The sequence below is a fragment of the Micromonospora sp. WMMD964 genome (assembly GCF_029581455.1).
In the GTDB taxonomy this organism is placed as follows: Bacteria; Actinomycetota; Actinomycetes; order Mycobacteriales; family Micromonosporaceae; genus Micromonospora.
The window spans coordinates 507,812-532,145 of the sequence record NZ_CP120860.1; the positions used below are offsets into that span (position 1 = coordinate 507,812).

26 protein-coding genes are annotated in these 24,334 nt (G+C 72.7%); 9 read left to right on the forward strand and 17 right to left on the reverse strand.

All coding sequences use genetic code 11. The features are described from left to right. The first annotated feature begins 185 nt into the window (after positions 1-185). Both O7616_RS02350 and O7616_RS02355 read left to right on the forward strand, forming a co-directional pair. Complete coding sequence (locus O7616_RS02350) at positions 186-1,490, forward strand: sensor histidine kinase (protein ID WP_282305415.1); 1,305 nt, start codon at positions 186-188, stop codon at positions 1,488-1,490. A 40-nt stretch (positions 1,491-1,530) separates the two neighbouring features. Continuing rightward, positions 1,531-2,184, forward strand: coding sequence for a response regulator transcription factor (locus tag O7616_RS02355; RefSeq protein ID WP_282264345.1), 654 nt, complete (start codon positions 1,531-1,533; stop codon positions 2,182-2,184). Here the strand turns inward: O7616_RS02355 and O7616_RS02360 are convergent. Genes O7616_RS02360 through O7616_RS02370 form a run of 3 tightly spaced genes read right to left on the reverse strand, consistent with a single transcriptional unit; the run spans position 2,165 to position 4,717 of the window. Then, positions 2,165-2,827: an HAD hydrolase-like protein gene (locus tag O7616_RS02360; protein WP_282264343.1), complete on the reverse strand. Its 663-nt coding sequence runs from the start codon at positions 2,825-2,827 to the stop codon at positions 2,165-2,167. The two genes, O7616_RS02355 and O7616_RS02360, sit on opposite strands and share 20 nt — an antisense overlap. A 20-nt stretch (positions 2,828-2,847) precedes the next feature. After that, positions 2,848-3,102, reverse strand: coding sequence for a glutaredoxin family protein (locus O7616_RS02365; protein ID WP_030329740.1), 255 nt, complete (start codon positions 3,100-3,102; stop codon positions 2,848-2,850). Next, on the reverse strand, positions 3,092-4,717 hold the full coding sequence (locus O7616_RS02370; protein WP_282305416.1) for an AMP-binding protein: 1,626 nt from the start codon (positions 4,715-4,717) through the stop codon (positions 3,092-3,094). The genes O7616_RS02365 and O7616_RS02370 overlap by 11 nt, the downstream gene beginning before the upstream one ends. A 586-nt stretch (positions 4,718-5,303) precedes the next feature. On the opposite strand from O7616_RS02370, the gene O7616_RS02375 reads away from it, so the two are divergent. The 3 genes from O7616_RS02375 to O7616_RS02385 all read left to right on the forward strand — a co-directional run bounded on the left by O7616_RS02375 (position 5,304) and on the right by O7616_RS02385 (position 8,397). Continuing rightward, complete coding sequence (locus O7616_RS02375) at positions 5,304-6,257, forward strand: ECF subfamily RNA polymerase sigma factor, BldN family (protein WP_282305417.1); 954 nt, start codon at positions 5,304-5,306, stop codon at positions 6,255-6,257. 278 nt (positions 6,258-6,535) lie between these two features. After that, positions 6,536-7,411: a DUF5667 domain-containing protein gene (locus tag O7616_RS02380; RefSeq protein ID WP_282305418.1), complete on the forward strand. Its 876-nt coding sequence runs from the start codon at positions 6,536-6,538 to the stop codon at positions 7,409-7,411. Between the two features lie 116 nt (positions 7,412-7,527). Next, a complete protein-coding gene (locus O7616_RS02385) occupies positions 7,528-8,397 on the forward strand; it encodes an HAD-IB family hydrolase (protein WP_282305419.1) in 870 nt (289 codons plus the stop codon). Between the two features lie 24 nt (positions 8,398-8,421). Here O7616_RS02385 and O7616_RS02390 read toward each other — a convergent pair whose 3' ends face one another. The 11 genes from O7616_RS02390 to O7616_RS02440 all read right to left on the reverse strand — a co-directional run bounded on the left by O7616_RS02390 (position 8,422) and on the right by O7616_RS02440 (position 18,815). Then, positions 8,422-9,279, reverse strand: coding sequence for a lysophospholipid acyltransferase family protein (locus O7616_RS02390; protein WP_282307507.1), 858 nt, complete (start codon positions 9,277-9,279; stop codon positions 8,422-8,424). A 292-nt stretch (positions 9,280-9,571) separates the two neighbouring features. Next, on the reverse strand, positions 9,572-10,648 hold the full coding sequence (locus tag O7616_RS02395; RefSeq protein ID WP_282305420.1) for an NAD-dependent epimerase/dehydratase family protein: 1,077 nt from the start codon (positions 10,646-10,648) through the stop codon (positions 9,572-9,574). Between the two features lie 122 nt (positions 10,649-10,770). Further along, positions 10,771-10,872: an AURKAIP1/COX24 domain-containing protein gene (locus O7616_RS02400; protein ID WP_007465623.1), complete on the reverse strand. Its 102-nt coding sequence runs from the start codon at positions 10,870-10,872 to the stop codon at positions 10,771-10,773. Positions 10,873-11,086: 214 nt separating this feature from the next. Next, complete coding sequence (locus O7616_RS02405) at positions 11,087-11,296, reverse strand: helix-turn-helix domain-containing protein (RefSeq protein WP_007465625.1); 210 nt, start codon at positions 11,294-11,296, stop codon at positions 11,087-11,089. 213 nt (positions 11,297-11,509) lie between these two features. Continuing rightward, complete coding sequence (locus O7616_RS02410) at positions 11,510-12,694, reverse strand: ABC transporter permease (RefSeq protein ID WP_282305421.1); 1,185 nt, start codon at positions 12,692-12,694, stop codon at positions 11,510-11,512. Beyond that, positions 12,691-13,611, reverse strand: coding sequence for an ABC transporter ATP-binding protein (locus O7616_RS02415; RefSeq protein WP_282305422.1), 921 nt, complete (start codon positions 13,609-13,611; stop codon positions 12,691-12,693). The genes O7616_RS02410 and O7616_RS02415 overlap by 4 nt, the downstream gene beginning before the upstream one ends. Continuing rightward, the gene (locus O7616_RS02420) at positions 13,608-14,999 is read right to left on the reverse strand and encodes an efflux RND transporter periplasmic adaptor subunit (RefSeq protein WP_282305423.1); all 1,392 of its coding nucleotides are present in this window, start codon (positions 14,997-14,999) and stop codon (positions 13,608-13,610) included. The genes O7616_RS02415 and O7616_RS02420 overlap by 4 nt, the downstream gene beginning before the upstream one ends. Before the next feature lie 42 nt (positions 15,000-15,041). Further along, the gene (locus tag O7616_RS02425; RefSeq protein ID WP_282264326.1) at positions 15,042-16,343 is read right to left on the reverse strand and encodes a hypothetical protein; all 1,302 of its coding nucleotides are present in this window, start codon (positions 16,341-16,343) and stop codon (positions 15,042-15,044) included. A 78-nt stretch (positions 16,344-16,421) separates the two neighbouring features. Beyond that, on the reverse strand, positions 16,422-16,997 hold the full coding sequence (locus O7616_RS02430) for a TetR/AcrR family transcriptional regulator (protein ID WP_282305424.1): 576 nt from the start codon (positions 16,995-16,997) through the stop codon (positions 16,422-16,424). Then, a complete protein-coding gene (locus O7616_RS02435) occupies positions 16,990-17,790 on the reverse strand; it encodes an alpha/beta hydrolase (RefSeq protein ID WP_282305425.1) in 801 nt (266 codons plus the stop codon). The genes O7616_RS02430 and O7616_RS02435 overlap by 8 nt, the downstream gene beginning before the upstream one ends. Before the next feature lie 104 nt (positions 17,791-17,894). Beyond that, positions 17,895-18,815 carry a proline dehydrogenase family protein gene (locus O7616_RS02440; protein ID WP_282264320.1) on the reverse strand — a complete coding sequence of 307 codons (921 nt, stop codon included), beginning with the start codon at positions 18,813-18,815 and terminating at the stop codon, positions 17,895-17,897. Between the two features lie 85 nt (positions 18,816-18,900). Here O7616_RS02440 and O7616_RS02445 point away from each other — a divergent pair, with 85 nt between their 5' ends. Genes O7616_RS02445 through O7616_RS02455 form a run of 3 tightly spaced genes read left to right on the forward strand, consistent with a single transcriptional unit; the run spans position 18,901 to position 20,948 of the window. Beyond that, positions 18,901-19,173 carry a hypothetical protein gene (locus tag O7616_RS02445; RefSeq protein ID WP_282264319.1) on the forward strand — a complete coding sequence of 91 codons (273 nt, stop codon included), beginning with the start codon at positions 18,901-18,903 and terminating at the stop codon, positions 19,171-19,173. Position 19,174: 1 nt separating this feature from the next. After that, a complete protein-coding gene (locus O7616_RS02450; protein WP_282305426.1) occupies positions 19,175-20,341 on the forward strand; it encodes a glutathionylspermidine synthase family protein in 1,167 nt (388 codons plus the stop codon). A 19-nt stretch (positions 20,342-20,360) separates the two neighbouring features. Continuing rightward, positions 20,361-20,948, forward strand: a complete 588-nt coding sequence (locus tag O7616_RS02455) for a CGNR zinc finger domain-containing protein (protein ID WP_282264315.1) — start codon at positions 20,361-20,363, stop codon at positions 20,946-20,948. A gap of 28 nt (positions 20,949-20,976) precedes the next feature. On the opposite strand, the gene O7616_RS02460 is transcribed toward O7616_RS02455, so the two are convergent. Both O7616_RS02460 and O7616_RS02465 read right to left on the reverse strand, forming a co-directional pair. Beyond that, positions 20,977-21,783 carry a sugar phosphate isomerase/epimerase gene (locus O7616_RS02460; protein WP_088987451.1) on the reverse strand — a complete coding sequence of 269 codons (807 nt, stop codon included), beginning with the start codon at positions 21,781-21,783 and terminating at the stop codon, positions 20,977-20,979. 74 nt (positions 21,784-21,857) lie between these two features. Continuing rightward, complete coding sequence (locus tag O7616_RS02465; protein WP_282305428.1) at positions 21,858-22,802, reverse strand: Ppx/GppA phosphatase family protein; 945 nt, start codon at positions 22,800-22,802, stop codon at positions 21,858-21,860. A gap of 80 nt (positions 22,803-22,882) precedes the next feature. On the opposite strand from O7616_RS02465, the gene O7616_RS02470 reads away from it, so the two are divergent. Beyond that, positions 22,883-23,680 carry a hypothetical protein gene (locus O7616_RS02470; RefSeq protein ID WP_282264746.1) on the forward strand — a complete coding sequence of 266 codons (798 nt, stop codon included), beginning with the start codon at positions 22,883-22,885 and terminating at the stop codon, positions 23,678-23,680. A 4-nt stretch (positions 23,681-23,684) separates the two neighbouring features. On the opposite strand, the gene O7616_RS02475 is transcribed toward O7616_RS02470, so the two are convergent. Then, on the reverse strand, positions 23,685-24,263 hold the full coding sequence (locus tag O7616_RS02475) for a TetR/AcrR family transcriptional regulator (protein WP_282305429.1): 579 nt from the start codon (positions 24,261-24,263) through the stop codon (positions 23,685-23,687). Positions 24,264-24,334: the final 71 nt, after the last annotated feature.

Sequence of the window (24,334 nt, forward strand, 5' to 3'; positions counted from 1 at the left end):
CAAGATCGATCCGACGGGTCTTCCGCGCGCGCCGCCCGGGCGATTATTGCTCAATCCCGACTTCTCTGACCAATCCCGCGCCGGGCCGTCCAGGGGTCGTCCCGCAGGTGGTAGGGGCAGCACTACGGCGGAGAGGCGGGGCTTCGGGATGGGGACGGGAGGCCCGGCTGCCTAGCCTTTGGGGCATGACCACCGTTGCCGCCACCAGCGACCCGCCGACGCCGGCACCGAGCATCCCCCGCCAACTCTTCGTCGACTCCGGGTACGTGCTGCTCGGCCTGCCCCTGGCACTGGCCAGCTTCGTCGTCCTCATCGTCGGCCTCTCCGTCGGCGTCGGCCTGGTGGTCACGGTGATCGGCCTGCCGATCCTCAGCGGCACCCTGTACGCGGCCCGCGCGCTGGCCGACGTCGAGCGGCTCCGGCTGCCCGCGGTGCTCCGCCAGCCGCGGATCCGGCCGCACTACCGGTTGCCCGAGGCGGGGGCGAACGCCTGGCGGCGGATCTTCGTGCCGATGCGGGACGCCCAGTCCTGGCTCGACCTGGCGCACGGCATCCTGCGGCTGATCGCGGCGGTCGGCACCTTCGTGGTGACCATGGTCTGGTGGGCCATCGCGATCGCCGGCTCTCTCTACTGGGCCTACGACTGGGCCATTCCCCACCCGTCCGGGGAGGGCGACCAGAATCTGGCCCAACTGCTCGGCCTGGGCGACTCGACCACCGCCCGGATCGGGCTGAACACCGCGCTCGGGGTGTTCTTCCTGATCACCCTGCCGATCGTGGTCCGGGGCTGCGCGCTGCTGCAGGCCAGCTTCGCCAGGGCCATGCTGACCGGGGTGGCCGAGATGCGGGACCGGATCACCGTGCTGGAGGAGCAGAAGCGGGCCGCCGTGTCCGCCGAGGCGTCCGCGTTGCGCCGGTTGGAACGCGACATCCACGACGGCCCCCAGCAGCGACTGGTCCGTCTCGCGATGGACCTCAGCCGGGCCCGGTTGCAGCTCGCCTCCGACCCGGAGGCGGCCGGTCGGACCATCGACGAGGCGGTCAGCCAGACCCGGGACACGCTGGCCGAGCTGCGGGCGCTGTCCCGGGGCATCGCCCCGCCGATCCTGGTCGACAGGGGCCTGCCCAGCGCCCTGGCCGCCATCGCCGCCCGTGGGCTGATCCCGATCGAGCTACAGGTGGATCCGCAGCTCGGCACCCCGGCCGGGCGGCTCGACCCGGCGGTGGAGAACACCGCGTACTTCGTGGTGGCCGAGGCGCTGACGAACGTCGCCAAGCACGCCCGGGCCACCGAGGCCACCGTGGCCGTCGCCCGGCACGGCTCCCACCTGCAAGTGCGGGTGGGCGACGACGGGCAGGGCGGCGCGCACCTCGCCAAGGGGCACGGTCTGGCCGGGATCGCCGACCGGGTACGGGCCGCCGGTGGTGAGCTGACCGTGGTCAGCCCGAGCGGCGGCCCCACCGAGGTCCGCGCCGACCTGCCGCTGTGAACCACCGAAAGGCGGCCCCGACGTGGTAGACAACACAGCCATGCGCATCGTGATCGCCGACGACGCCGTCCTGCTCCGCGAAGGGCTGGTCCGGCTGCTGACCGAGAGCGGGCACCAGGTGGTGGCCGCCGTCGGGGACGGCGACGCGCTGGTCGAGGCGGTGGTGGAGCACCAGCCCGACGTGTCGATCGTCGACGTCCGGATGCCGCCGTCACACACCGACGAGGGGCTGCGCGCGGCGGTGGAGGCCCGCCGGCTGGTGCCGCGTACCCCGATCCTGGTGCTCTCCCAGTACGTCGAGGTCTCGTACGCCGATGATCTGCTCGCCACCACCGGTGGCTCCGGTGGTGGGATCGGTTACCTGCTCAAGGACCGGGTCGCCGCGATCGACGAGTTCCTGGACGCGTTGCGCAGGGTGGCGGCCGGCGGCACGGTGCTCGACCCGGAGGTGGTGGGTCAGCTCTTCGCCCGGCGTCGCCGCGACGACCCGCTGAGCGAGCTGACCCCGCGTGAGCGGGAGGTGCTGGCGCTGATGGCGGAGGGGCGTTCGAACACCGCCATCGCCCGCGCGCTCGTGGTCAGCGACGGGGCGGTGGAGAAGCACGTGCGCAACATCTTCACCAAGCTCACCCTGCCGCCGGACACCGAGCAGCACCGTCGGGTGCTGGCCGTCCTCACCTATCTGCGGAACTGACCTGCCGGGCCAGGGCCACCGCGTCGGTGAGGGTGTCGGCCACCGGGTGGCCGGAGGCGCGCAGCCGGGCCGGGTCGGTGAACCCGCCGGTGTAGAGCACCGCCCGGCCGCCGACCGCGGTCGCCGCGTCCGCGTCGTCGATGGAGTCGCCGATCAGCACCACCGAGGCGCCGTCCACACCCAGCTCGGCCAGGTGCAGTTTGAGCGACTCGGCCTTACGGTCGCCGCCGACCGTGGCCCGCAGCCCGTCGACCCGGGTGAACTGACCGGTCAGCCCGTAGGTGTGCACGGTCGGCACCAGTTCCTCGTGGAACCACATGGAGAGCAGACTCTGGCTGCCGGGCCAGGCGGCCATCGCGGTGCGGGCGTCGGCGGCCAGCTCACAGGTCGTCAACCCGGTGCGGTACGCGTCGTGGAAGATCCGGTCCAGGCGGCCGAACTCGTCGGCGTCCACGGCCTGCCCGAGCACCTCGGCGTAGTACTCGGCGATCGGGCGGCGGAACCGCACCCGGTGCTCGTCGGGGGTGACGGTCGGCCCGCCGAGGCTGGCGAACACGACGTTGGTGGCGGACACCACCAGGCTGAGGTCGTTGAGCAGGGTGCCGTTCCAGTCCCAGACGAGGTGCGGGTGCGCAGGGGTCATCAGAGCACCCTAGGCACCCCTCAGAGCTGTGGCGTGGTCAGGTCCCGCAGCAGCCGGTCCTCCTCGACCCGCCAGTAGCCGTGCTCCTTGCCGTCGAGCATCACCACCGGCAGCCGGTCCCCGTACTCCCGTTCCAGGCCCTCGTCGCCGGTGACGTCCCACTCGACCCACTTGTCGCCGGTGACCGCCACCACCCGGTCGAGCGCCGCCTTGGCGTCGTCGCAGAGGTGGCAGCCGGGTCGGGTGATCAGGGCGAGCCGGGCGTCAGTGGCCATCGGTTACCTCCGTGCGGGTGTCGGCGGGTGCGGACGGACCGGCCGGGGCCGCCGACCGGAGCTGGGTCTTGCGTACCTTGCCGATCGCCGAGTGGGGCAGGGCGTCGACGATCTCGACGGCGGTCGGGCACTTGAACCGGGCCAGGTTCCGTGCGCAGTGGGCGAGCAACTCCTCGCCGGTCACCGGTCGCCCCGGCTTCGGCACCACGTACGCCCGCACAGTCTCGCCGGTCCGCGGGTGCGGCACACCCAGTACCGCCGACTCGGCCACCCCGGGATGTCCGCTGAGCACGAGTTCGACCTCGTGCGGATAGACGTTGAACCCGTTGACCAGGATCAGCTCGCCCAGCCGGTCGACCAGGAAGAGGTCCCCGTCCTCGTCGGCGTAGGCGATGTCCCCGGTGCCCCACCAGCCGTCGGCGTCGGGCCCACCCCGCCGGTCGGGCCAGTAGCCGTCGAAGAGGTTGGCACCGCGCACGACGATCTGCCCCGGGTCGGTGCCCGGCGTCACGTCGGAGAGGTCCAGCTCGTCCGGGTCGTCGTCGGGGACGGCGAGCCCGTCGCGCCAGAGGTCCACCCCGTCGGCGTCGACCAGGCGTAACCCCACCCCGAGCAGTGGACGGCCGATCGAGCCGGCCTTGGCCACACCACCCACCAGGGTGGAGGTGAGCACCGGCGCGGTCTCGGTCAGGCCGTACCCGATGTGCACCCGATGCCCGGTGGCCTCGGTGAAGCGCGCCGCGACCGGGGGTTCCAGCGGCGCCGCGCCGCAGACCGCCACCCGCACCGACGCGGTCGCCGCCCGGACCGTGGGGGCATCGGCCCAGGTCGAGAACATCGACGGTACGCCGACCAGCACGGTGACCCGGTGCCGGGCGATCTCGTCCAGCCCCGCGGTCGGGCCCAGCTCGTCGAGCAGCACTCCGGTCGCGCCGTGGTGGATGACCGCGCCGAGCCCCGAGTTGAGCCCGTACGCGTGGAAGAGCGGCAACGCGAGCAGCACGGTGTCCGCCGGCCCGACCACCGGCGGTTCGATCCCGTCGACCTGCTCGAGGTTGGCCAGCAGCGCCCGGTGCGAGAGCATCGCCCCCTTGGGCCGCCCCTCGGTGCCGGAGGTGTAGAGGAGTACGGCCAGGTCGGTGCCGCCTCGGCGTGGGCGGGTCGGACCGGGCGTCTCGGCTGTCGGCGGCGTGCCGTGCACGGCGACCAGCGCGGGCAGGTCGCCGGTCAGGTCGGCGACCAGACCCCGGACCCGGTCGGTGGCGACGAGCACCGACGCGCCGGAGTCGGACAACACGTGCCGCAACTCCGGTGCGGTGAGGCCGGGGTTGACCGGCACGGCGACCAATCCCGCGCGCAGGGCGCCGAGCCAGGCGACCACGAAGTCGACGGTGTTCGGCAGCGCGATCGCGACGCGTGGCGGTGTGTCGCCGGGGTGGGCGGGTGGCGCGGCGGTCGACAGGCCACGCGCGGCGGCGTCCACCGCGACGTCCAGGTCGGACCAGCTGAGTGTCTGGTCGCGCCAGTGCAGCGCGGCCCCGTCCGCGCGGCCGTGAGCCGCCTGGCGAACCCGGTCGGCGAGGTTCGGCGCGGGGTTTACCGAGACGTCCTGCACGGTGATCGAGTCTGGCACAGCGGGCGACGACAGGCCACGCCCGACGGTCGGCTCCGCGCGTGGGCGACGGCGCCGCGAGAGTCCCACCGACGGGACTGCGCGCTGTGCCACCGGCGGGCCGATCAGGTCCTGTCGGTGGGACGGGCGACGGCGTCCACAAGCGCTTCGGCCGCACCCGGACGGCCACCCGGCGTGGCGCGCCGACCGAACGTCCATCAAGCCCGCTAGCTGGCAATCCATCCTGGAACAGCGCGTGAACGGAAAGTCAAACGCACACGACGGACAACCGGTCCGGCATTGGTGCGACGGAGCGGGAAATACTTCCGCCTTGTGTAACGGACTTGCCACGCGCGGGTGACGTTGGCCCTATCATCACTCGGGTCGGGTCACCCCATTTGCCGTGAGTCGACACCCCTCAGCCCGAGGAGGCCCCCGTGCCTGTGAGCGCATTGGACCAGCACCTCCAGGGGAATTGCCGTCCGCCGGCAACCCCCGCGACCGTCCTGCCCGACCGGGAGCCCGGTCGGCCCGCCCCGACGACCCACAGACCGACCCGTCCGACGACCACCGGGGCGGAGGCGACACGGTGACCACCTTCGGTTACGCGGAACGCCCGCTCGGCCTGACCGGTCAGCCGGCGCGCTCCCACGTCAACGAGCGGCCCACGGCCCGTTCCCCGCTGGACGATCCACACGGCACCGCCGTGCGGGGCGACGGCGCGGCGCACCGGATCCGCAGCCGCCCACACCACAACGAACCCACGCCGAGACCGGCGGTGCCCGGCGGTAACGCCAAGACGCCCGGGGGTCGGGTCGGCGCACCTCCTCGGCCGCTGCCCGCGCAGGGTCGACGGGTGAGCGACACACCGGCGGTGGCCACCGACCCGGCGGCGGGCGAGACGGCTGTCATTCCGGCGGTCCCGGCCGAACCCGTTACCACCCCGACCGGCTTCCCGAGCCGCCCGGACCCGTCCGACCCGGCCACCGAGGTCTGGACGTTGATCGAGCGGGCCCAGTCCGGCGATTCGGAGGCGTTCGGCCTGATCTACGACCGGTACGTGGACACCGTCTTCCGGTTCGTCTACTTCCGGGTCGGCAACCGCCAGCTCGCCGAGGACCTCACCTCGGACACCTTCCTGCGCGCGCTCAAGCGGATCGGCAGCTTCACCTGGCAGGGTCGTGACCTCGGCGCCTGGCTGGTGACGATCGCCCGCAACCTGGTCGCCGACCACTTCAAGTCGGGCCGCTACCGCCTGGAGGTCACCACCGGCGACGTGCTCGACGCCGACCGGGAGGACCGGGGTCCGGAGGGCAGCCCGGAGGCCGCGGTGGTGGAGCACATCACCAACGTCGCGCTCCTCACCGCCGTGAAGCAACTCAACCCGGAGCAGCAGGAGTGCATCGTGCTCCGCTTCCTCCAGGGCTTCTCGGTGGCCGAGACGGCCCGTGCCATGGGCAAGAACGAGGGTGCCATCAAGGCCCTCCAGTACCGAGCCGTTCGCGCCCTGGCCCGACTCCTCCCAGACGGCTTCCAGCCGTAGATTGTTTCCAGACACCGATGGACGTCGATCACCATCTGCCCAGCTCAGAGCCGATGCGACCTGGTGACGACCATCACTTTCTGTAATTTCCGCCCCGCCTGGCCCGTAACCCGTGCCTGGTCCGCCGCGTTTCTCCGGGTGCGACCGGTGGATGTCCCGGCAGGCCCGGGCACCGAGGTCCCACCGGCACGCCGGCGGCACCTCACCTCCGTGGTGTCACACTGCCGCCCGGTCGCCGGTAACGACGGCGGCCGACCGGCCGTGACCAGCGAGAGGAGGTGCCTGCGGTGGACGACATCCTCTTCTCCCGCCGGCGCGCCGAGCGCTTCGCGCAGCTTCTCGACGAGGCCAACGGCGCTCGGCGGCACCACGTGCGATCCCGGGTGGACGGCCGACTCGCGCCACTCGTCGCGGTGGGTCAGCGGCTCAGCGTCGACCCCCCGGCTGTCGAGGTGAACCCGGAGTTCCGGACCGGCCTGCGGGCGATGCTGCTCGCGACCGCCGAACGGGACGGGCTGGGCGCGACACCGGCGGCCGGCGAACCGGCCACCACGACGACACGCGGACGGCTACTACCGGCGGTCACCGCGCGGCGGGCCCGAGCCCGGGGCGCGATCCTCGTCGGCATCGCCGCCGGCGCCATCGCCGTCTCCGGCATCTCCGCCGCCAGTGAGAACGCGGTGCCCGGCGACGCGCTGTACGGCATGAAGCGCTCGACCGAACGCGCACAGCTCGCGCTGGCCAGCTCGGACATCAGCCGCGGCCAACTCTTCCTGGACTTCGCCCGGACCAGACTCGGCGAAGCCGCCAAACTGCGCGGCGACCGGATCGGCTACAGCGCCGTCCTCGACGACATGGACGCCGACACCCGGCAGGGTGTCCGCCTGCTCACCTCCGCTGCGGTGCAACGTGCCGACCCGGGCAGCCTGGACACCCTCAACACCTTCGTCTCCGGCCAACGTCGGGCGGTCAGCGGCCTGCTCGACGGGACCACCCGCGCCGACCGGGAACGCACCCAGCGGTCGCTGCTCCTGCTGGACAGCATCCGGGAACGTTCGGATTCACTGCGCGCGGCGATCGCCTGTGGCCTTCCCGCCCCGACCGCCAGCGACACCCTCGGGCCCGACCCGAAGACCTGCCCCGGGTCCCGCTGACCCATACCGCACGTCCGACCGGCCGCGCCACAGTTCGCTGTGTGCTCGGCCGGTCGACCGTCTGCGCCGGATACCCTCGCAGAGGCATCCGTCGTACCGGTGAGGAAGGAAGTCGCGTGGCGCGCAGCCGTAAGGTGACGGTCAGCACCGACGCCGAGGGGCACACTGCGGGCTGGGCGGAGACCGACCTGGCCCCGGCCACCGCGCCGGACTCGACGGCCGCGGCGTTCTTCGACGTGGACAACACGATGATGCAGGGCGCATCCATCTACTGGTTCGCCCGTGGGCTCGCCTCCCGCAATTACCTCACCACCGGTGACCTGGCCCGATTCGCCTGGCAGCAGCTCCGGTTCCGGCTGCTGGCCCGGGAGCACGCAGGTGACATGTCACTGGCGAAGGAGGCCGCGCTGGCCTTCGTCCAGGGCTGGCGGGTCCACGAGGTGGAGCACCTCGCGGAGGAGATCTTCGACGAGATGATGGCTCCCCGGATCTGGGCCGGCACCCACCGACTCGCCCAACGTCACCTGGACTCCGGGCAGCGGGTGTGGCTGGTCAGCGCCGCCCCGGTGGAGATCGGCCGAGTGATCGCCGCCCGGCTCGGCCTCACCGGTGCGATCGGCACGGTGGCCGAGGTCGTGGACGGGGCGTACACCGGGCGGTTGGTGGGTGACCTCATGCACGGGCCGGCGAAGGCCGAGGCGGTCAACCAGCTCGCCGCGGTGGAGGGGCTCGACCTGACCCGCTGCGCCGCCTACAGCGACTCCGCCAACGACCTGCCGCTGCTCTCCGCGGTGGGCAGGGCGGTGGCCGTCAACCCGGACGGCAGCCTGCTGCGGCAGGCCCGCCGACACGGGTGGGAGGTGCGGGACTTCCGCACCGGCCGTCGGGCGGTGAAGATCGCCGTGCCGTCGACCGCGGCAGCCGGACTGGTCGTCGGCGCGGTCACCGCCGGCCTGGCCCTGCAACGACGCCGCCGCGGCGGCTGACGCACGCCACGCCGCCGCGCCCGCTCAGGGGCCGAACGGGTCGGGCCGTCGCTCCAGCAGTGTGTGCACGGTCTGCTGGATGGTCTCCCGCACCTGGTCGGCGAGGTTGAACACCACCAGCGGGTCGTCCGCCGAGTCGGTCAGGTGGGCGGTGGGGATCGGCGGGCAGAACTCGATCAGCCACTTGCTGGGCAGCGGCACCATGCCCAACGGCCCGAGCCACGGGAAGGTCGGCGTGACCGGGAAGTAGGGCAGCTTGAGCAGCCGCGCCAGCGGCTTGATGTCGGCGAGCATCGGGTAGATCTCCTCGCCGCCCACGATGGCGACCGGCACGATCGGCGTGCCGGTGCGCAGCGCCGCCGAGACGAAACCACCCCGCCCGAACCGTTGCAGCTTGTACCGGTCGGCGTAGAGCTTGCCGATCCCCTTGAAGCCCTCAGGGAACACGCCGACCAGGTCACCCCCGCCGAGCAGCCGCTCCGCGTCCGGGTTGCAGGCCACCGTGCCACCGGTCTTACGGGCGATCTCGGAGACCACCGGCATCCGGAACACCAGGTCAGCGCCGAGCAGCCGCAGGTAGCGGTGCGCCGGGTGCTTGTCGTGCAGCGCCGCCGAGAGGATCAACGCGTCCAGCGCCACCGTCCCCGAGTGGTTGCCGACCACCAGGGCGGGCCCGTCGACCGGCACATGCTCCACCCCACTGACCTCGGTGCGGAACCAGTCCCGATACAGCAGCCGCAGCAGCGGATGGAAGACCGCGTCGGTCAGCTCCGAGTCGAAGCCGAACTCATCGACCTCGTAGTCACCGGACAGCCGTCGGCGCAGGAACGCCAGACCGTTCGCGACCTTACGGTCCCAGTGATCATCCGGCCGGTCCGCCACGGCCGGCTCGGTGCCACCCGGCGTCCCGGCTCCCGCCGGATCACCCGACTCCGCGACGGGCTCGTCGGTGGCCGCGGTGTCGACCTCGTCGTCGGGCGACGTCGGGGTCGGCGCGACCCGCGCGACCGGCCGATGCCCGTTCCGCCGCGCCGGCTCCGCGTCCGGCGCGGGCGACTGCTGCGGTACGTCGAAACGCCCGACCCCCTGCGGGTCACGCCCCTCCGTCGGCCCGGTCACGGTGCCACCTCGGTTCGCGACTGCGGGGCTCGCAAACCCGGCTCACTCCTCGCGCTCACGGCCTGCGCTCCCGTACTGCCGCGCGGACCTGCCGGATGCCGTTCCGAACGAGTTGCTCGGCGACGGCCAACTGGTCGCGGGTCACCACCACCCCACCGTGGTGGGCGCGGATGAAGTCCTCGAACGCCTCGGCTGTGGAACGGGGCGTGAAACCGTACTCCTGCTCCAGCCGGCTGGTGTCGACCACCCGGCCGTGCACGAACAGGTCGACCTGGTCCAGGCCGTAACGCCCGAAACCCATGGTGCGGGCCAGTGCGGCGGCGCCGGAGAGACCCGGTTCGAGCACCGGCACAGCCACCCGCCCGGCGCGCCGGATCGCCTGCGACAGCGACAGCACCCCCGGGCCCGCGACGTTGTAGGTGCCGGGATGGTCCTCCACGATCGACCGGTGCAGCACCTCCAACGCGTCGTCGAAGTGCAGGAACTGCAGACGGGGGTCACGGCCGAAGACGGTCGGCACGAACGGCTGCGCGAAGTAGCGGGTCAACGTGGTGTCGGCGGTCGAGCCGATGAACGGCGCGAAGCGCAGCACCGTCGCGGTGACGTCGGGCCGACGGCGGCGGAACCCGCGGACGTACCCCTCGAGGTCGAGGATGTCGCGGCCGAACCCGCCGCGCGGCACCTCGCGCGGCTCGGTCTCCTCGGTGAAGACCGCCGGGTCCCGGAACGAGACCCCGTACGCGGCCGTCGACGAGCGGACCACGAGTTTGCGCAGCCGGGGGGCCCGTTGGCAGGCGGCCAGCAGGTGCATGGTGCCGATGACGTTCTGGTCCTTCATCGCCGACCGGCCACCGTGCTGCTGGTCGGGGGCACTGACCAGGGCGAGGTGGACCACCGCGTCGACGTCCAGATCGGCGAGGAGGCCACCGAGCGAGTCACTGTCGAGGCGGATCCGCTCGACCCGGTCCAGCAGGTCGGTGAACTCGGTGCCGGAATCCGGGGCGTCCACCCCGATGACCCGTTCGATCCGGGGATCGGCGGCCAGTCGGGCCGCCACGTGGGCACCCAGGTAGCGGCCTACCCCGGTGACGACGACGACCCCCGGAGCACCTGAGGTGCCACCGGGGGTCATCTGACGCACCTACCCCGGCAGGAAGGACCGAGCCGGGACGACCACGGCCTGATCACCTGAGCCTCCGGGGATCGACAGTTAGGCAAGTGCCGCCGAATGCCGGGCAGCCAGCCCGGCGGCGATCACTTGCCGAGACGGCGACGCTGGACGCGGGTCTTGCGCAGCAGCTTGCGGTGCTTCTTCTTAGCCATGCGCTTACGGCGCTTCTTGACCACCGAGCCCATACGACAGCCTTTCGATACAACGTGCGGGGCGGACCGGATGACACCACGCAGGTGGCGACGGCGACCGCTTGCGGACAACGGACCGGACCAGTCTGGGCGGCGGGGCGCACCGGTGGGGTCTCGGTCGGGCTCCAGGGTAGCCGGAGAGCGTCAGCCGGACCAACGCGCCCCCGTCGATGCCGCTCAGGGGGCGCTGGAAGGGGGTGACGGTGGCTCAGGCGGTTTCCTGAAAAGCACCCCGGAGATATTCGTGCACCGCATGCTCGGGCACCCGGAATGAGCGGCCGACCCGGACGGCGGTGAGCTCACCGCTGTGCACCAGGCGATAGACCGTCATCTTCGACACCCGCATGACCGTCGCCACCTCAGCGACGGTCAGGAACTTGACCTCCGACAGCCGTCCGTCGGACTGCGACCCGGCCATGGCTCACCGACCCATCCCATGCCCGGCGCGTGCCAACCCGACGGATGCTCCGGGCCGGGCCGGCGACGCGCGTGTTACCAGTACGGTAGCGGGGCGGTTGTGACCGGCGCGATCCCTTCGTACAACTGATCATGTTTCTGCTCGCGGTTCACCCGATCCGCGCTCCCGATTCGTGCCCGCCTGGGCTCGCCGTCCCGGTCGTCGCGCCGCTGGTCACTCGGCGCGCAACGCCACCACCGGGTCGAGCCGGCCGGCGCGCTGCGCGGGGACGACCCCGAAGACGATGCCGACGACCGCCGACACCCCGAAGGCGAGTGCCAGCGACCACCAGGTGATCGCGGCCGGGATCGGCGACAGGGCGTCGACCAGCAGGGCGGTCCCCACGCCCACCGCCATCCCGGTCACCCCGCCGATCGTGGTGAGCAGCACCGCCTCCAGCAGGAACTGCACCCCGATGTCGCGGGGGCGTGCGCCGACCGCCTTGCGCAGACCGATCTCCCGGGTCCGTTCCCGGACGCTGACCAGCATGATGTTGGAGACGCCGACGCCGCCGACCAGCAACGAGATGCCGGCGATGGCGGCCAGTACGCCGGTGAGAACGCCGAGGATGTCGCCGAGCACGCCGAGGATCTGCTGTTGGGTGACGGCGCTGAACTCGGTGTCGGGGTGGCGGCGGTTCAACTCGGCGACGATCCGCTCGCCCAACTCGTCGATCCGCTCCCGGTCGGGCGCCTTCACCGCGATGCCGTCCACCCGTTGGGTGCCCCAGAGCCGCTGCGCGGCGGTCACCGGTACGTGCACCTCGTCGTCCCGGTCGACGCCGAGGCTCTGCCCGAGCGGCGCGAAGACACCGATCACCCGGAACCGCACCCCGGCCAGTGTCACCTGCTGGCCGAGCGGGTCCCGGTCGGGGAACAGCGCGCGGGCCACCGAGTCGCCGAGCACCGCGACGCGACGGCTGGTGTCCACGTCGGTGCCGGTGAGATAGCGACCACGGGCCAACGACCTGGTGAACACCGCCGGGGTGGTCTCCAGCACCCCCTGCACGGTGGTGAAGTCGGAGCGGTTGCCGGCTCGGGCGGTCGCCCCGGAGGCGACGGTGACCGCCACCCGGTCCGGGTCGCCGACCACCCGGGTGACGGCGTCCACGTCCCTGAGGGTCAACGGCGACACCACCGGCGCGTTGCCGACCTCGATGCGGCCGGGGACGACCAGCAGCAGGTTGGAGCCGAGGCCCTCGACCTGCTGCTCGACGGTCTGTTTGGTGCCGGTGCCGATGGCCACCAGCAGGACCACCGAGGCCACCCCGATGATCACCCCGAGCATGGTCAGGGCGCTGCGCAGCCGGTTGGCCCGGAGGGCGTCCAGGGCGACCCGCCATGCCTCGGCGACCCTCACGCCGCGCCGCCGGGCTGCTCGACCTCGGGCTGACCCGCGGCCGCCTCGCGCTGCTCGACCTCGCGCGGAAGGCACCCGGTGGCTCCGGCGGCGCCACCGGAGCCACCGGGTGGGTGCCCCGGGCCGCGTCCGGACGCGGACCGGGGCTCCGCGCTGGGAGCGGGGACCAGTGTCGCAGGTCGACCGTGGTCGACGGACGGCGGTCGATCATGGGTGGTGCGGGGGTCGTCGCTGTCCGCCACCACCACCCCGTCGCGCATGGTGATCCGGCGGCGGGCCCGCGCCGCGACCTCCTGGTCGTGGGTGACCATCACCAGTGCCACACCCGACTCCGCGTTCAACCGCTCCAACAACTCCAGCACCGCCGCTCCCGTGGCGCTGTCCAGATTGCCGGTGGGTTCGTCGGCCAGCAGCACCGTCGGCTCGGTGACCAGCGCACGGGCGATGGCGACCCGTTGCTGCTCGCCGCCGGACATCTGGTTGGGGCGGTGGTCCAACCGGTGGCCGAGGCCCACCCGGCCGAGCATCGCCGCCGCCCGTTCCCGTCGCCGCCGGGCCGGCACACCCCGGTAGACCAGCGGCAGTGCGACGTTCTCCACCGCCGAGGTACGCGGCAGCAGGTGGAACGCCTGGAAGACGAAACCGATCGTCTCGTTGCGCAGGGTGGCCATCTCCGGCGGGGCCAGCGCGTTGACGTCCCGCCCGCCGATCACCAGACGGCCACCGGTGGGGCGGTCCAACCCACCGAGCAGGTGCATGAGCGTGGACTTGCCCGAGCCGGACGGGCCGACCAGGGCCACGTAGTCCCCCGGTCGCACCACCAGCGACACCCCGCGCAGCGCCTCGACGGACACCCCGTCGAGGTGGTACGTCCGGGACACGTCCACCGCCTCGATCGCCGGCGGGGTGCCGGTCACCGCACCTCCTGGCCGTCGCGGACCTGGTCGGTGCCGCGCACCACGATCCGGTCGCCGGGTTGGACGCCGTTGAGGATCTGCACCAGATCGGCCCCCTGCACGCCGACGGTCACCGCCGCCCGGCCGGCCCTGCCGTCCCGGACCACCCACACCGCGTCCCGGCCGTCGGCCGAGAACACCGCCGAGGCGGGAACGGTCACCGCGTCGGCGGCCTCGCGTACGCGCAGGTGGACTATCGCGTTCATGCCGGGGCGGGGCGTGGGCGCCGGCTCGTCCTCGGCCAGCTTCCCGGCGCCCAGGGCGAGGCGTACCCGGTAGGTGACCCCGCCCTGGGCGGAGTTGGTGGGCAGCACGTCGACCGAGCGGACGGTTGCGTCGTAGCTGGCCCCGGTGACGGCGTCCAACTCGACGGTGGCGGTCACGCCGGCCTTGACCAGCAGCACGTCGGTCTCGTCGACCTCGGCGAGCAGCCCCAACTGTCCGGTGTCGACGACCGTCAGGACCGGCGTGCCGGCGGTGACCCGACCGCCGACCGCCACCGCGTCGTCCACCCCGGCCGGTGGCCCGCCCTGGTCGGGGGCCAGCACGGACGGGTCGAGGCCGGCCGCCTGGGCGCCGCCGGCCTGCTCCAACAGCCCGGCGAGACCACCTGTCGCGCCGCCGCCGGCCCGGGTGCCGCCCGGCTGCACCACACCGGCGATCGGAGCGCGCAGGGTCAACGCGTCTACTGTCGCCTTCGCCAGGTCGTACCCCTGCTGGGCCTGGAGTCGCTGCGCCGCGGAGAGCGCGCCGACGGCGGAGCTCAGCCCGTTGATGCCGCGTTGGACGGCGCGGACGGCCTGGTCGGCGCTGCGTGCGGCGGCCGTGTACTGCCGCTGGGCGGACGTCACCTGGGTCAGCAGCGCGTCGCGCACCTTCGGGTCGGCGATCTTCTCGGCGGCCTCACGGGCGGCGTCGAACGCCTCGTCAGCGGCCTTGTCCGTGCCGCGTCGGCTGCTGGTCAGGTCACCCGTGGAGACACCTCGCCCGGCGCGCTTCGCCGCGTCCAGGGCCTCCTTCGCCTGCCGGAGCCGCTGCCGGGCGGAGGGCGAGTCGACCACGGCGAGAACCTGGCCACGCTGCACCGACTGTCCGGGCTGGACGCGGAGGCTCGCCAGGGTGCCGTCGGCGGGGGCGGTGAGGGTGGCGGCGGCCCGGGCGGTCACCGTCGCCGGCGCGTCGATCACCTCGCTGACCGGGTTGCGGGCCGCCGACGCCAACGCGAGGTCCGGGGTGTCGTCACCGCAGGAGGCGGCGGTGGTGGCGGTGAGGACGGCGACGGCGGTCAGGGCGACGAGCAGGCGGGGCCGCGTGGTGCCGGCCGGCCGCGGCAACTGGGGGCGGCGCACCCATCGATGGTACGACCGGCCGGCACACCGCCGACGGGACCGTCAGGCGGAGGCGGCGCGGACGTACGCGACGCACTCGTCGTGCAGCGTCGACCACTTCTCACCGAACGCCTGTTCGGCGGCCACGTCGAGGGTGTCGCGCTCGTGCACCACCGCCTTGAAGAAGGCCAGCAGCCGCTGCGGCCCGTACCTGTCGACGAGGTGCCGCACGGCGAGGTAGCCGACCCCGTAGCTGCCGGCGACCCGCTCGGCGGGGGCGTCATCGGCGGGGTTGACGCCCGCCAACTGGCCGTCCCAACCGCCCCGGACCAGTGTGCGCACCTCGGCGATGCCCTCGTACCTGTCGACCGCCTGGCCGCCGGCACCGGCCAACTCGGCCAGCCCTTCCACCAGCCACCAGGTTGTCTTGCCCGGGTAGCCGCGCTCGGGCAACGAGGCCGCGTGGGTCAACTCGTGCCGGAGCAGGTCGTCGGTGCCGCTGCTGGACAGCCCTTCGGCGTTGAGCACCACCTCGTGGTGGCCGCCGCCCACGGTGACCGCGTACCCGCCGGTCCACTCCGGCCGGTCACCGCCGTACCAGCGCTGCCACTCCGTCCGGCCGGCGTAGAAGATCCGGTAGCGGTCCGGCGGCGACCCGGTCAGCGCGTACCCGTCAGCGACCTTGGCCGCCGCCTCGGCCTGCGCGAGCAGGCCGGGCAGTTTGCCGCGCAACGCGGGGGTGGTGGCGACGATGGTCCGCGCGCCGACCACCACGGCCAGGTCGCTGATCTCCCACGGTCGGGTGCCGGTCTCCACCGACTTGGATTCCTCCACGGCGACCAGCCGCGGCTGGTCGCCGTTCTCCCGCCACCGGGTGCCGATGAGCACCGGGCTGGGGCGGCAGTTCGGTGCGACGAAGCAGTACTGGAAGCGCACCAGGAGTCGCCACTCCCCCGGCTTACCGACGATCGGCGCGGGCAGGCCGCTCGGTTCGGCCCGCCACACGGTCACCTTGAGGTCGCGTAGTGCGGCGAAGCGTCGGCGCAGGTCACCGTGTGCGGCAGGGTCGGCGATGGCGAGGAAGCCGGCACGGTCGCCACCGAGCAGCGCGGTGGACTGGCGGTTGAGCTGGGCGGTCATCCGGTCGGCGAGCGCTCGGGCCGCCACGGTGGCGGGATCGTCGGCGGTCGAGACGCCGGCGCGGCTGAACGTGGACCGGGCGCCGTTCTCCCGGATCACCCCGACGACGAGCACCGCCGGCACGCCGCAGCCCAGCAGCACGACGACCACCAGGAACACCGTCCACAGCGGCCAGAGCCGCCGTGGTGCCGGCCGTTGCTGCACCTCGTCAATCCCGTCAGTCACCCGCCGAAGGGTACGACCAATACCTGTGCGGGGTGCGGCCACCCCGGGCCGCCCGTCCCAGGCGTCGGCGGTCGGCTCTCACGCGTCGGCCGTCGGCCAGGAGCGGAACGAGATGTCCATGCCGGCGACCAGTCGGTGGTACGAGCGGTCGAGTTCGCGGGGCAGGCCGAAGCCACCCGCGGCCTCCAGGGCGACGAAGCCGTGCAGGGCGCTGCGCAGGGCGCGGGTCGCGTCCACGGCGTCGTCACCGGTGAGCCCGTAGCCGCGCAGCACCGCGAAGATGGCCCCGACCGCACGCTCGCCCGCCTCGACGTGCTCCGGGTCGGTGGGGTCGGGCACCCGCTGGGTCGCCGGATAGCGACCGGGGTGCCGGTGGGCGTAGTCGCGGTAGGCGTCGGCCATCGCCCGCAGCGCGTCCCCACCGGCCCGTCCGGCGGCGGCGGTGGTCAGCGCGGTGGCCAACTCGGCGGTGGCCAGCGCGGACAATTTCTGGGCCAGCGCGTCCGCGCCCCGCACGTGCTTGTAGAGGCTGGGCAGCGCCACCCCGAGCCGGCTGGCGAGCGCGGCCAGGGTGAGCTGCTGGTAGCCGACCTCGTCGGCCAGCCGGGCCGCCTCCCGCACCACGGTCTGCTGGTTGAGACCGACCCTAGGCACCGGTGCACACCGCCAGGAAGGCGAGCAGCTCGTCGGCCATGCGCTGCGGTCGGTCGGCGTGCGGGTAGTGGCCGGACTCCTCGATCATCCGGGCCTCGGCGGTGCGGAACAGCCGCCGGGCCGCTCGCGCCTCGGCCCCCGGGTCGGGGAAGTCCGGGTCCTTGGCGCCCATCAGCACCAGCACCGGCTGCCGCACCTGCGGGGCGCGGACGGTCCAGTGCGGCTCGACCGGCACGATCACGCCGCGCATCGCGGCCATCCGGCCGGGCTCACGCAGGTTGGCGACCATGGACCGGCGGTACGCGTCATCGTCGGCGGGCCGGTGCACCGGGAAGAGCGTCTTGTGGAACATCCCGAACAGTCGGGGGCTGTGCAGCACGGACCACATCGCCATCCGCACCAAGGGGTTGAGTTTGGGCTGACCGACGAACGCGCCGACCTGCACGATGCCGGCCACCAGCTCGGGCGCGTCGGTCGCCGCGAAGACCACCGCCGCGGCGCTGGACGAGTTGCCGACCAGCACGGCCGGACCGCCGTCGAGGTCGCGGACCACGGCCGACAGGTCCGCGCCGACCTCCGCCGGGGCGTACGTGGGCCAGCCGACGCTCGACTCGCCGTGACCCCGGACGTCGACCGAGGCGACCCGGTGGCCGGCCGCGACCAGCAGCGGCACCAGGTGCCGGTAGCTCGCCCGGTTCTCTCCCATGCCGTGTGCGAGGACGACCAGAGGGCCCTCGCCGTGCACCTCGTACGCGATGTGTCCGCCGTCGCGGCGGACCTGGCTAGCTGTCATAGCCATAAAGCTAACTCACTTAGCCAACATCGTCAAGGCGCCTACGCGAACGGGCCGGCGGGACCACCGGGGTCACCGCCGGCCCGTCGACCGGATTCGGGGGGTTACTTCTTGGAGACCAGAGCCCGGCCGAAGAAGACCAGGTTCGCGGGACGCTCGGCGAGCCGGCGCATCAGGTAGCCGTACCACTCGTCGCCGTACGGGACGTAGGTGCGCACCGTGTAGCCCTCGCCGGCCAGGCGCGCCTGCTCCTCCGGGCGGATGCCGAAGAGCATCTGGAACTCGAAGCGCTCCGGCCCCCGGTCGAACCAACGGGCCCGGTCCTCACCGATGGCGATCATCCGAGGATCGTGGGTCGCCAGCATCGGGTAGCCGTCGCCGGACATCAGGATGTTCATGCAGCGCACGTACGACTTGTCCACCTCGCGGGCCGACTGGTACGCCACCGACTCCGGCTCCTTGTAGGCGCCCTTGCACAGCCGCACCCGCGACCCGGCCGAGGACAGCTCCCGGCAGTCCGACTCGGTCCGACGCAGGTACGCCTGGAGCACCGCGCCCGTCGACGGGAAGTCCTTGCGCAGCCGGCTCAGCACCTCCAGCGTCGAATCCGTCGTGGTGTGGTCCTCCATGTCCAGCGTGACGGTGGTGCCCGCCGCGTCGGCCGCCACGCAGATCGCCCGCGCGTTGTCGTACGCCAACTGCTCGTCGAACATCTGCCCGAGGGCGGACAGCTTCACGCTGACCTCGGCGGCCGGGGTGAGCCCCGCGGCGGCGAGCGACTTCAGCAACTTCAGGTATTCGTCACGGGTGGCGGTGGCCTGTTCGGGGGTGACGGTGTCCTCACCGAGGTGGTCGAGGGTGACCGCGAGACCGTCGTCGACGAGCCCGCGGGTCGCGCGCAACGCGTCGTCGGTGGCAGCGCCGGCGACGAACCGGCGAACGACGTCCCGGGTGTACGGGGCGGTCGCGACGAGCCGCTCGACCTGGGATGACCGGGAGGCGGCGAGGATGACGGAACGGAGCATGAGCCGAGCGTAACGCCCCTGCCAGGGCCCCCGCCGAGGGGCGGCCGGGGCTGCGGCGCTGGCGCGCATCGGCTACAACGATGCCGTGGACCAACGCCCCCGCCGCCGGCTCCGGTCGGCCTCCGTGCAGCTCGGCGCGCTCACCGCTCTCGCGCTCGCCCTCTCCGGCTGCAACATGACCTCGGACGACGACGATGACGACGACTGCGCCCTCGGGCCGGTCGGCGGCGGCGACACGGTCGCGCTGGCGATGCGGGTCCCCGACCCGGCCGCCGGTCGCACCGCCCCGGAGCCGACCACCGCCGCCCTGCCCGATCGCGGCGGGTTCGGCACCCACCTCGCCGCCTGCGGCGGCTGAGGTGCGCCGCGAGACGGTCACCCCACGACCCGACTGGAACACCACCATCCGGGAGCAGGGGCTGATCTACGTCGACACCGAGCTGCCCGACGGCGGGATCATGTCGTACTGGGACGAGACCGCCGCGTACGCGTTCGACCTGGACGAGGTGCTGCGGCTGGAGGAGGCCACCGAGGAGCTGCACCGGATGTCGGTGGCCGCCGCCGAACACGTGGTCACCCACCGCCGGTACGCCGAGTTCGGCATCCCGGCCTGGGCGGCCGACGCGGTGGCCCGGTCGCTGCGCGAGACGCCCCCCACCCTCTACGGGCGCTTCGACCTGGCGTACGACGGCACCTGGCCACCGAAGATGCTGGAGTACAACGCGGACACCCCGACCGCGCTGGTCGAGGCGAGCATCATCCAGTGGTACTGGTTGGAGCAGATCCGGCCGGAGCTGGACCAGTGGAACAGCCTGCACGAGCGGCTGGTCGGCACCTGGGCGAAGATCGGTGCCGGGCTGCACGAGCCCCGGGTGCACGTGCTCTGGTCGAACGAGGAGGAGTCCGGCGAGGACCACATGACCGCCGGTTACCTCGCCGAGACCGCCCGACAGGCCGGTCTGACCGTGACGTTGCAGCCCATCCAGGAGATCGGCTGGGACGGTCGGCGCTTCGTCGACGCCGACGACCAACCGGTGACGACGTGCTTCAAGCTCTACCCGTGGGAGTGGATGCTGGCCGAGCCGTACGGGTCGGCGGCGCTGGCTCCGGGCACCCCGACCACCTGGATCGAACCGGCCTGGAAGCTGCTGCTGTCCAACAAGGCGTTGCTCGCCGTCCTGTGGGAGCTGTACCCCGACCACGAGTACCTGCTCCCGGCCTACCTCGACTCGCCGCGCGGCATGCCGGAGTACGTGGCCAAGCCGCTGCTCGGCAGGGAGGGCGGTTCGGTACGCATCGTCACCGCCGACGAGGAGATCCACAATCCGGGGATCTACGGTGACGAGGGCTGGTGCTACCAGGAGTTCCGGGCGTTGCCGCAGTTCGCCGGCAACCGGGTGGTGCTGGGCAGCTGGATCGTCGACGGCGAGTCGGCCGGGGTCGGGGTGCGGGAGAGCGCCAGCCTGATCACCGACGGCTACGCGCGGTTCCTGCCGCACTACATCGACGCGCCACGCACCCCGTGAGTCGTCTACCGTTGGGGGCGTGAACTTCGACGCGTACGCCCGGACCGCTGTTGACCTGGTCAACGCCCGTCTGGACGACCTCGACGACCTGCGCGCCCTCTTCGCCGAGGACCACTCCTGGATGAGCGACGAGGTCGTGGAACGGGATGTGGCGATTTTCCGGCGGGCGCAGAAGCGACTGCGGGACGTCTTCGAGTACGGCACCTCGGGGCGCGACGCCCAGGCGGTGACCGAGCTGAACGCGCTGTTGGAGGCGTTCCCGGTCCAGCCGCGCATCTCCGGGCACGACTCCAGCGACTGGCACATGCACGTGACCAGCCGGGGCGCGTCGGTCAGCGCGGAATACCTGGCCGGCGCGGCCTGGGGGTTGTCCGTCTGGCTGTGCGAGTACGGCAGCGCCCGCTTCGGGGTCTGCGCCGACGAGCGCTGCGGCAACGTCTACCTGGACACGTCGTCCAACTGCTGCCGGCGGTTCTGCTCCGAGCGCTGCGCCACCCGCTCGCACGTGGCCGCGCACCGGGCCCGCAAGCGGGCGGCCGTCGGCGAGCAGGTGACCGTCGCGGCGCAGCCGACGACCGGCGTCGACTCCCTCTCGCCGGTCAGCTGACGCCGCCGTCGCCCGGTCGGGCGGACGGTCAGGCGTCGACCGGGGAGGACGCGGTCAGGTGCTGGCGGGCGAACTCCAGCGCGGCGCGCAGGTCCGCCTCGCGCACCGCGCGGCTCTTCGCGCCCCGGGTCGCGACCTCGACTGCCACCGCCCCGGTGAAGCCACGCCCGGCCAGCGAGGAGAGCAGCTCACCGCAGGGTTGGGTGCCGCGACCGGGCACCAGGTGCTCGTCGCGCCCCTCGCCGGTGCCGTCACCGAGATGCACGTGCGCCAGCCCGGCGCCCATCCGGTCGGCCATCTCCAGCGGGTCGCTGTGCGAGGCCGCGCAGTGCGAAAGATCCAGGGTGTACGCCGGGTAGCCGGTGTCGGTGGGATCCCAGCCGGGGACGTACGGGACGAACTGCCGCCCCGCCATCCGCACCGGGTACATGTTCTCCACGGCGAACCGCAGCCCGGGGAACCGGTCCCCGACGCCTGCCAACCCCTCGGCGAAGTTACGGGCGTAGTCCCGCTGCCAGGTGAACGGCGGGTGCACCACGACGGTCGGCGCCTCCAGTGTCTCGGCCAGCTCGGCGGCCTTGCGCAGCCGCTCCCACGGGTCCGGGCTCCACACCCGCTGGGTGACCAGCAGGCAGGGCGCGTGCACCGAGAGCACCGGCACACCGTAGTGCTCCGACAGGCCGCGCAGCGCGCCCGCGTCCTGGCTGACCACGTCGGTCCAGACCATCACCTCGACGCCGTCGTACCCGAGTGCCGCAGCCAGTTGGAACGCCGCCGCGGTCGGCTCGGGAAAGACCGACGAGCTGGACAGGAGCACGGGAACGCGGGAAGTCACATCAGCCAGCGTAGCCCGGCGACGCCGGGACATCGTGACGAGCGCCGGCAAACCACCCGAAACCGGAACGCCGATCAGATCGGTTCGAGTTGATCGAGCCGACGGAGGATGACCCCCTCGCGCAGGGCCCACGGGCAGATGTCCAGCGAGTCCATGTCCAGCCGGCGCATCACCGCCTCGGCGACCACCGCACCGGCCAGCAACTGGTGGGCCCGACCCGAACTGACCCCTTCCAGCTCCATGAGCTGAGCCGGTGGGATGTGTCGGATGAACCCGATGACCTGCCGCAACCCGGCGCGGGTCAGGCTGCGCCGCACCCACAGCCCGGCACCGGAAGGCGCCGCCCCGGCCAGCCGGGCCAGGGTGCGGAACGTCTTCGAGGTGGCGACCGTCCGGTCCCAGCCGACCTGGGAGATCTGGTCGGCCACCTTGTCCAGCCGCCCCTCGACGTACTCCCGGAGCTTCTCGACGGCCTCCGCCGACGGCGGCGACGCACTGGCCGGGTCGACCCGCAGCCGCTCCCGGGTCAGCCGGCCCGCGCCGAGCGGCAGCGAGATCGCGACGTCCGGGTCCTCGTCGATCCCGGCTGCGATCTCCAGGGAGCCGCCGCCGATGTCCAACACCAGCAGCCGCCCGGCCGACCAGCCGAACCACCGCCGGACGGCCAGGAACGTCATCCGCGCCTCGTCCGCCCCGGAGAGCACCGCCAGGCGTACGCCCGTCTCGTCGCGGACCCGAGCCAGCACGTCGGCCGCGTTGGTGGCGTCCCGCACCGCGGACGTGGCGAACGCGATCAGGTCGTCGGCCTCCAACCCGGCGGACGCCGCCTTGGCCATCCCGACGGCCTTGACCAGGCCGTCCGCGCCCGCCTCGGTGAGCGCGCCGTCGGGGCCGATCTGCTCGGCCAGCCGGAGCACCACCTTCTCCGAGTGCGCCGGCCACGGGTGCGCGCCGTGGTGCGCGTCCACCACGAGGAGGTGCACCGTGTTGGATCCGACGTCGAGGACACCCAGTCGCATGATGAAGACCCTAGGCGCAACACGTTTGCGCGGCTCGCCGGCCTGCCGACCGCACCGCGCGTACGCTGGGCCGGGTGACGATGGAGCTCCGTGTGCTGGTGGACGACCCTGGTGATCCGCGTAGCCGCGAGGTGCCGCTGGACTTCCCCCGGGAGTGGATCGAGTTCGCCGACCCGGCTGACGAGACGCACCTGATCCGGGCCGACCTGACCTGGCTGCTCTCCCGCTGGACCTGCATCTTCGGCAAGGGCTGCCACGGCATCATCGCCGGTCGGTCCGCCGACGGCTGCTGCTCGCACGGGGCGTTCTTCACCGACTCGGACGACGAGAAGCGCGTTCGCACCGCCGTGAAGCGGCTCACCCCGGAGACCTGGCAGCACTTCCGGCGCGGGTTCAAGAACTGGACCGACCAGGACACGATCGACGGCAAGAACCCGGCCCGCCGCACCGCGACCCAGGGCAGCGACGGCCCGTGCGTGTTCCTCAACGACGCCGACTTCGCCGGTGGCGGCGGCTGCGCCCTGCACGCCCAGGCGTTGCGCGACGGGGTGCACCCGTTGGAATACAAGCCGGACGTCTGCTGGCAACTGCCCATCCGCCGCGATCAGGACTGGGTCAAGCGACCGGACAACTCCAAGGTCCTGGTCTCCACCCTGTCCGAGTTCGACCGGCGGGGCTGGGGAGCCGGTGGGCACGACCTGGACTGGTGGTGCACCTCCTCGACGGACGCGCACGTCGGCGCCGAGCCGATGTACCTGTCGTACGGGCCGGAGCTGACCGCCCTGATCGGCGCCGCCGCGTACGAGCGGCTCGCCGAGCTGTGCGCGGCCCGGACCCGGCAGGGCATGGTCGCCCCGCACCCCGCGGACGAGTTGTAGCTGATCAGCGCAGGGCGTCGTCGACAAGCGTGCGGGCGCTGCGCTGGGCCGCGTCGGCGATCAGCGGGTCCCCGTCCAGCACACCGGCGGCCAGCCCGCCGTCGAGCAGCAGGGTGAGCTGCCGGGCGAGCAGTTCCGGGTCGGCCGCGCCGGCCTGGCGGGCCAGCTCGGTCACCCAGGCGCGGACCACGGCCTTGTGCTCGACCGTCCGGGCGTGCACCGGCCCGGCGGCGGACGACTCGGCAGCGGTGTTGATGAACGCGCAGCCGTGGTAGCCCTCCCGGCGACAGGCGCCGGTCAGCGCGTCGAACATCCCGACCAGTTGGTCGCGTGGCTCGTCGCCGGCATCGCGGGCTGCGGACCGCAGCGCGCCGAACCACGCCTGGTCGACCCGGTCGAGGTACGCCAGCACGAGGTCGTCCTTGCGCGGGAAGTGCTTGTAGAGCGTCGCCTTGGCCACGCCCGACTCGGCGATCACCGTGTCCACCCCCACGCCGCGCGGCCCGTGCGCGTAGAAGAGCCGGAACGCGGTGTCCAGGATCCGGTCCCTGGCCGAGCCGGCCGGAGTGCGGGGCGCGGGCATGGTGCTCCCTCGTTCTGCTGATGACAGCCCTGATCCTATAGACAGCTTCGTCTGCGGAGGCAGTGCCCTCG

Bases quoted from the DNA above. Each gene is read 5' to 3' on its own strand.
- O7616_RS02350 (WP_282305415.1), top strand. From the start codon at position 186: ATGACCACCGTTGCCGCCACCAGCGACCCGCCGACGCCGGCACCGAGC.
- O7616_RS02355 (WP_282264345.1), top strand. From the start codon at position 1,531: ATGCGCATCGTGATCGCCGACGACGCCGTCCTGCTCCGCGAAGGGCTG.
- O7616_RS02360 (WP_282264343.1), bottom strand. From the start codon at position 2,827: ATGACCCCTGCGCACCCGCACCTCGTCTGGGACTGGAACGGCACCCTG.
- O7616_RS02365 (WP_030329740.1), bottom strand. From the start codon at position 3,102: ATGGCCACTGACGCCCGGCTCGCCCTGATCACCCGACCCGGCTGCCAC.
- O7616_RS02395 (WP_282305420.1), bottom strand. From the start codon at position 10,648: ATGACCCCCGGTGGCACCTCAGGTGCTCCGGGGGTCGTCGTCGTCACC.
- O7616_RS02400 (WP_007465623.1), bottom strand. From the start codon at position 10,872: ATGGGCTCGGTGGTCAAGAAGCGCCGTAAGCGCATGGCTAAGAAGAAG.
- O7616_RS02405 (WP_007465625.1), bottom strand. From the start codon at position 11,296: ATGGCCGGGTCGCAGTCCGACGGACGGCTGTCGGAGGTCAAGTTCCTG.
- O7616_RS02435 (WP_282305425.1), bottom strand. From the start codon at position 17,790: ATGACAGCTAGCCAGGTCCGCCGCGACGGCGGACACATCGCGTACGAG.
- O7616_RS02440 (WP_282264320.1), bottom strand. From the start codon at position 18,815: ATGCTCCGTTCCGTCATCCTCGCCGCCTCCCGGTCATCCCAGGTCGAG.
- O7616_RS02465 (WP_282305428.1), bottom strand. From the start codon at position 22,802: ATGCGACTGGGTGTCCTCGACGTCGGATCCAACACGGTGCACCTCCTC.
- O7616_RS02470 (WP_282264746.1), top strand. From the start codon at position 22,883: ATGGAGCTCCGTGTGCTGGTGGACGACCCTGGTGATCCGCGTAGCCGC.
- O7616_RS02475 (WP_282305429.1), bottom strand. From the start codon at position 24,263: ATGCCCGCGCCCCGCACTCCGGCCGGCTCGGCCAGGGACCGGATCCTG.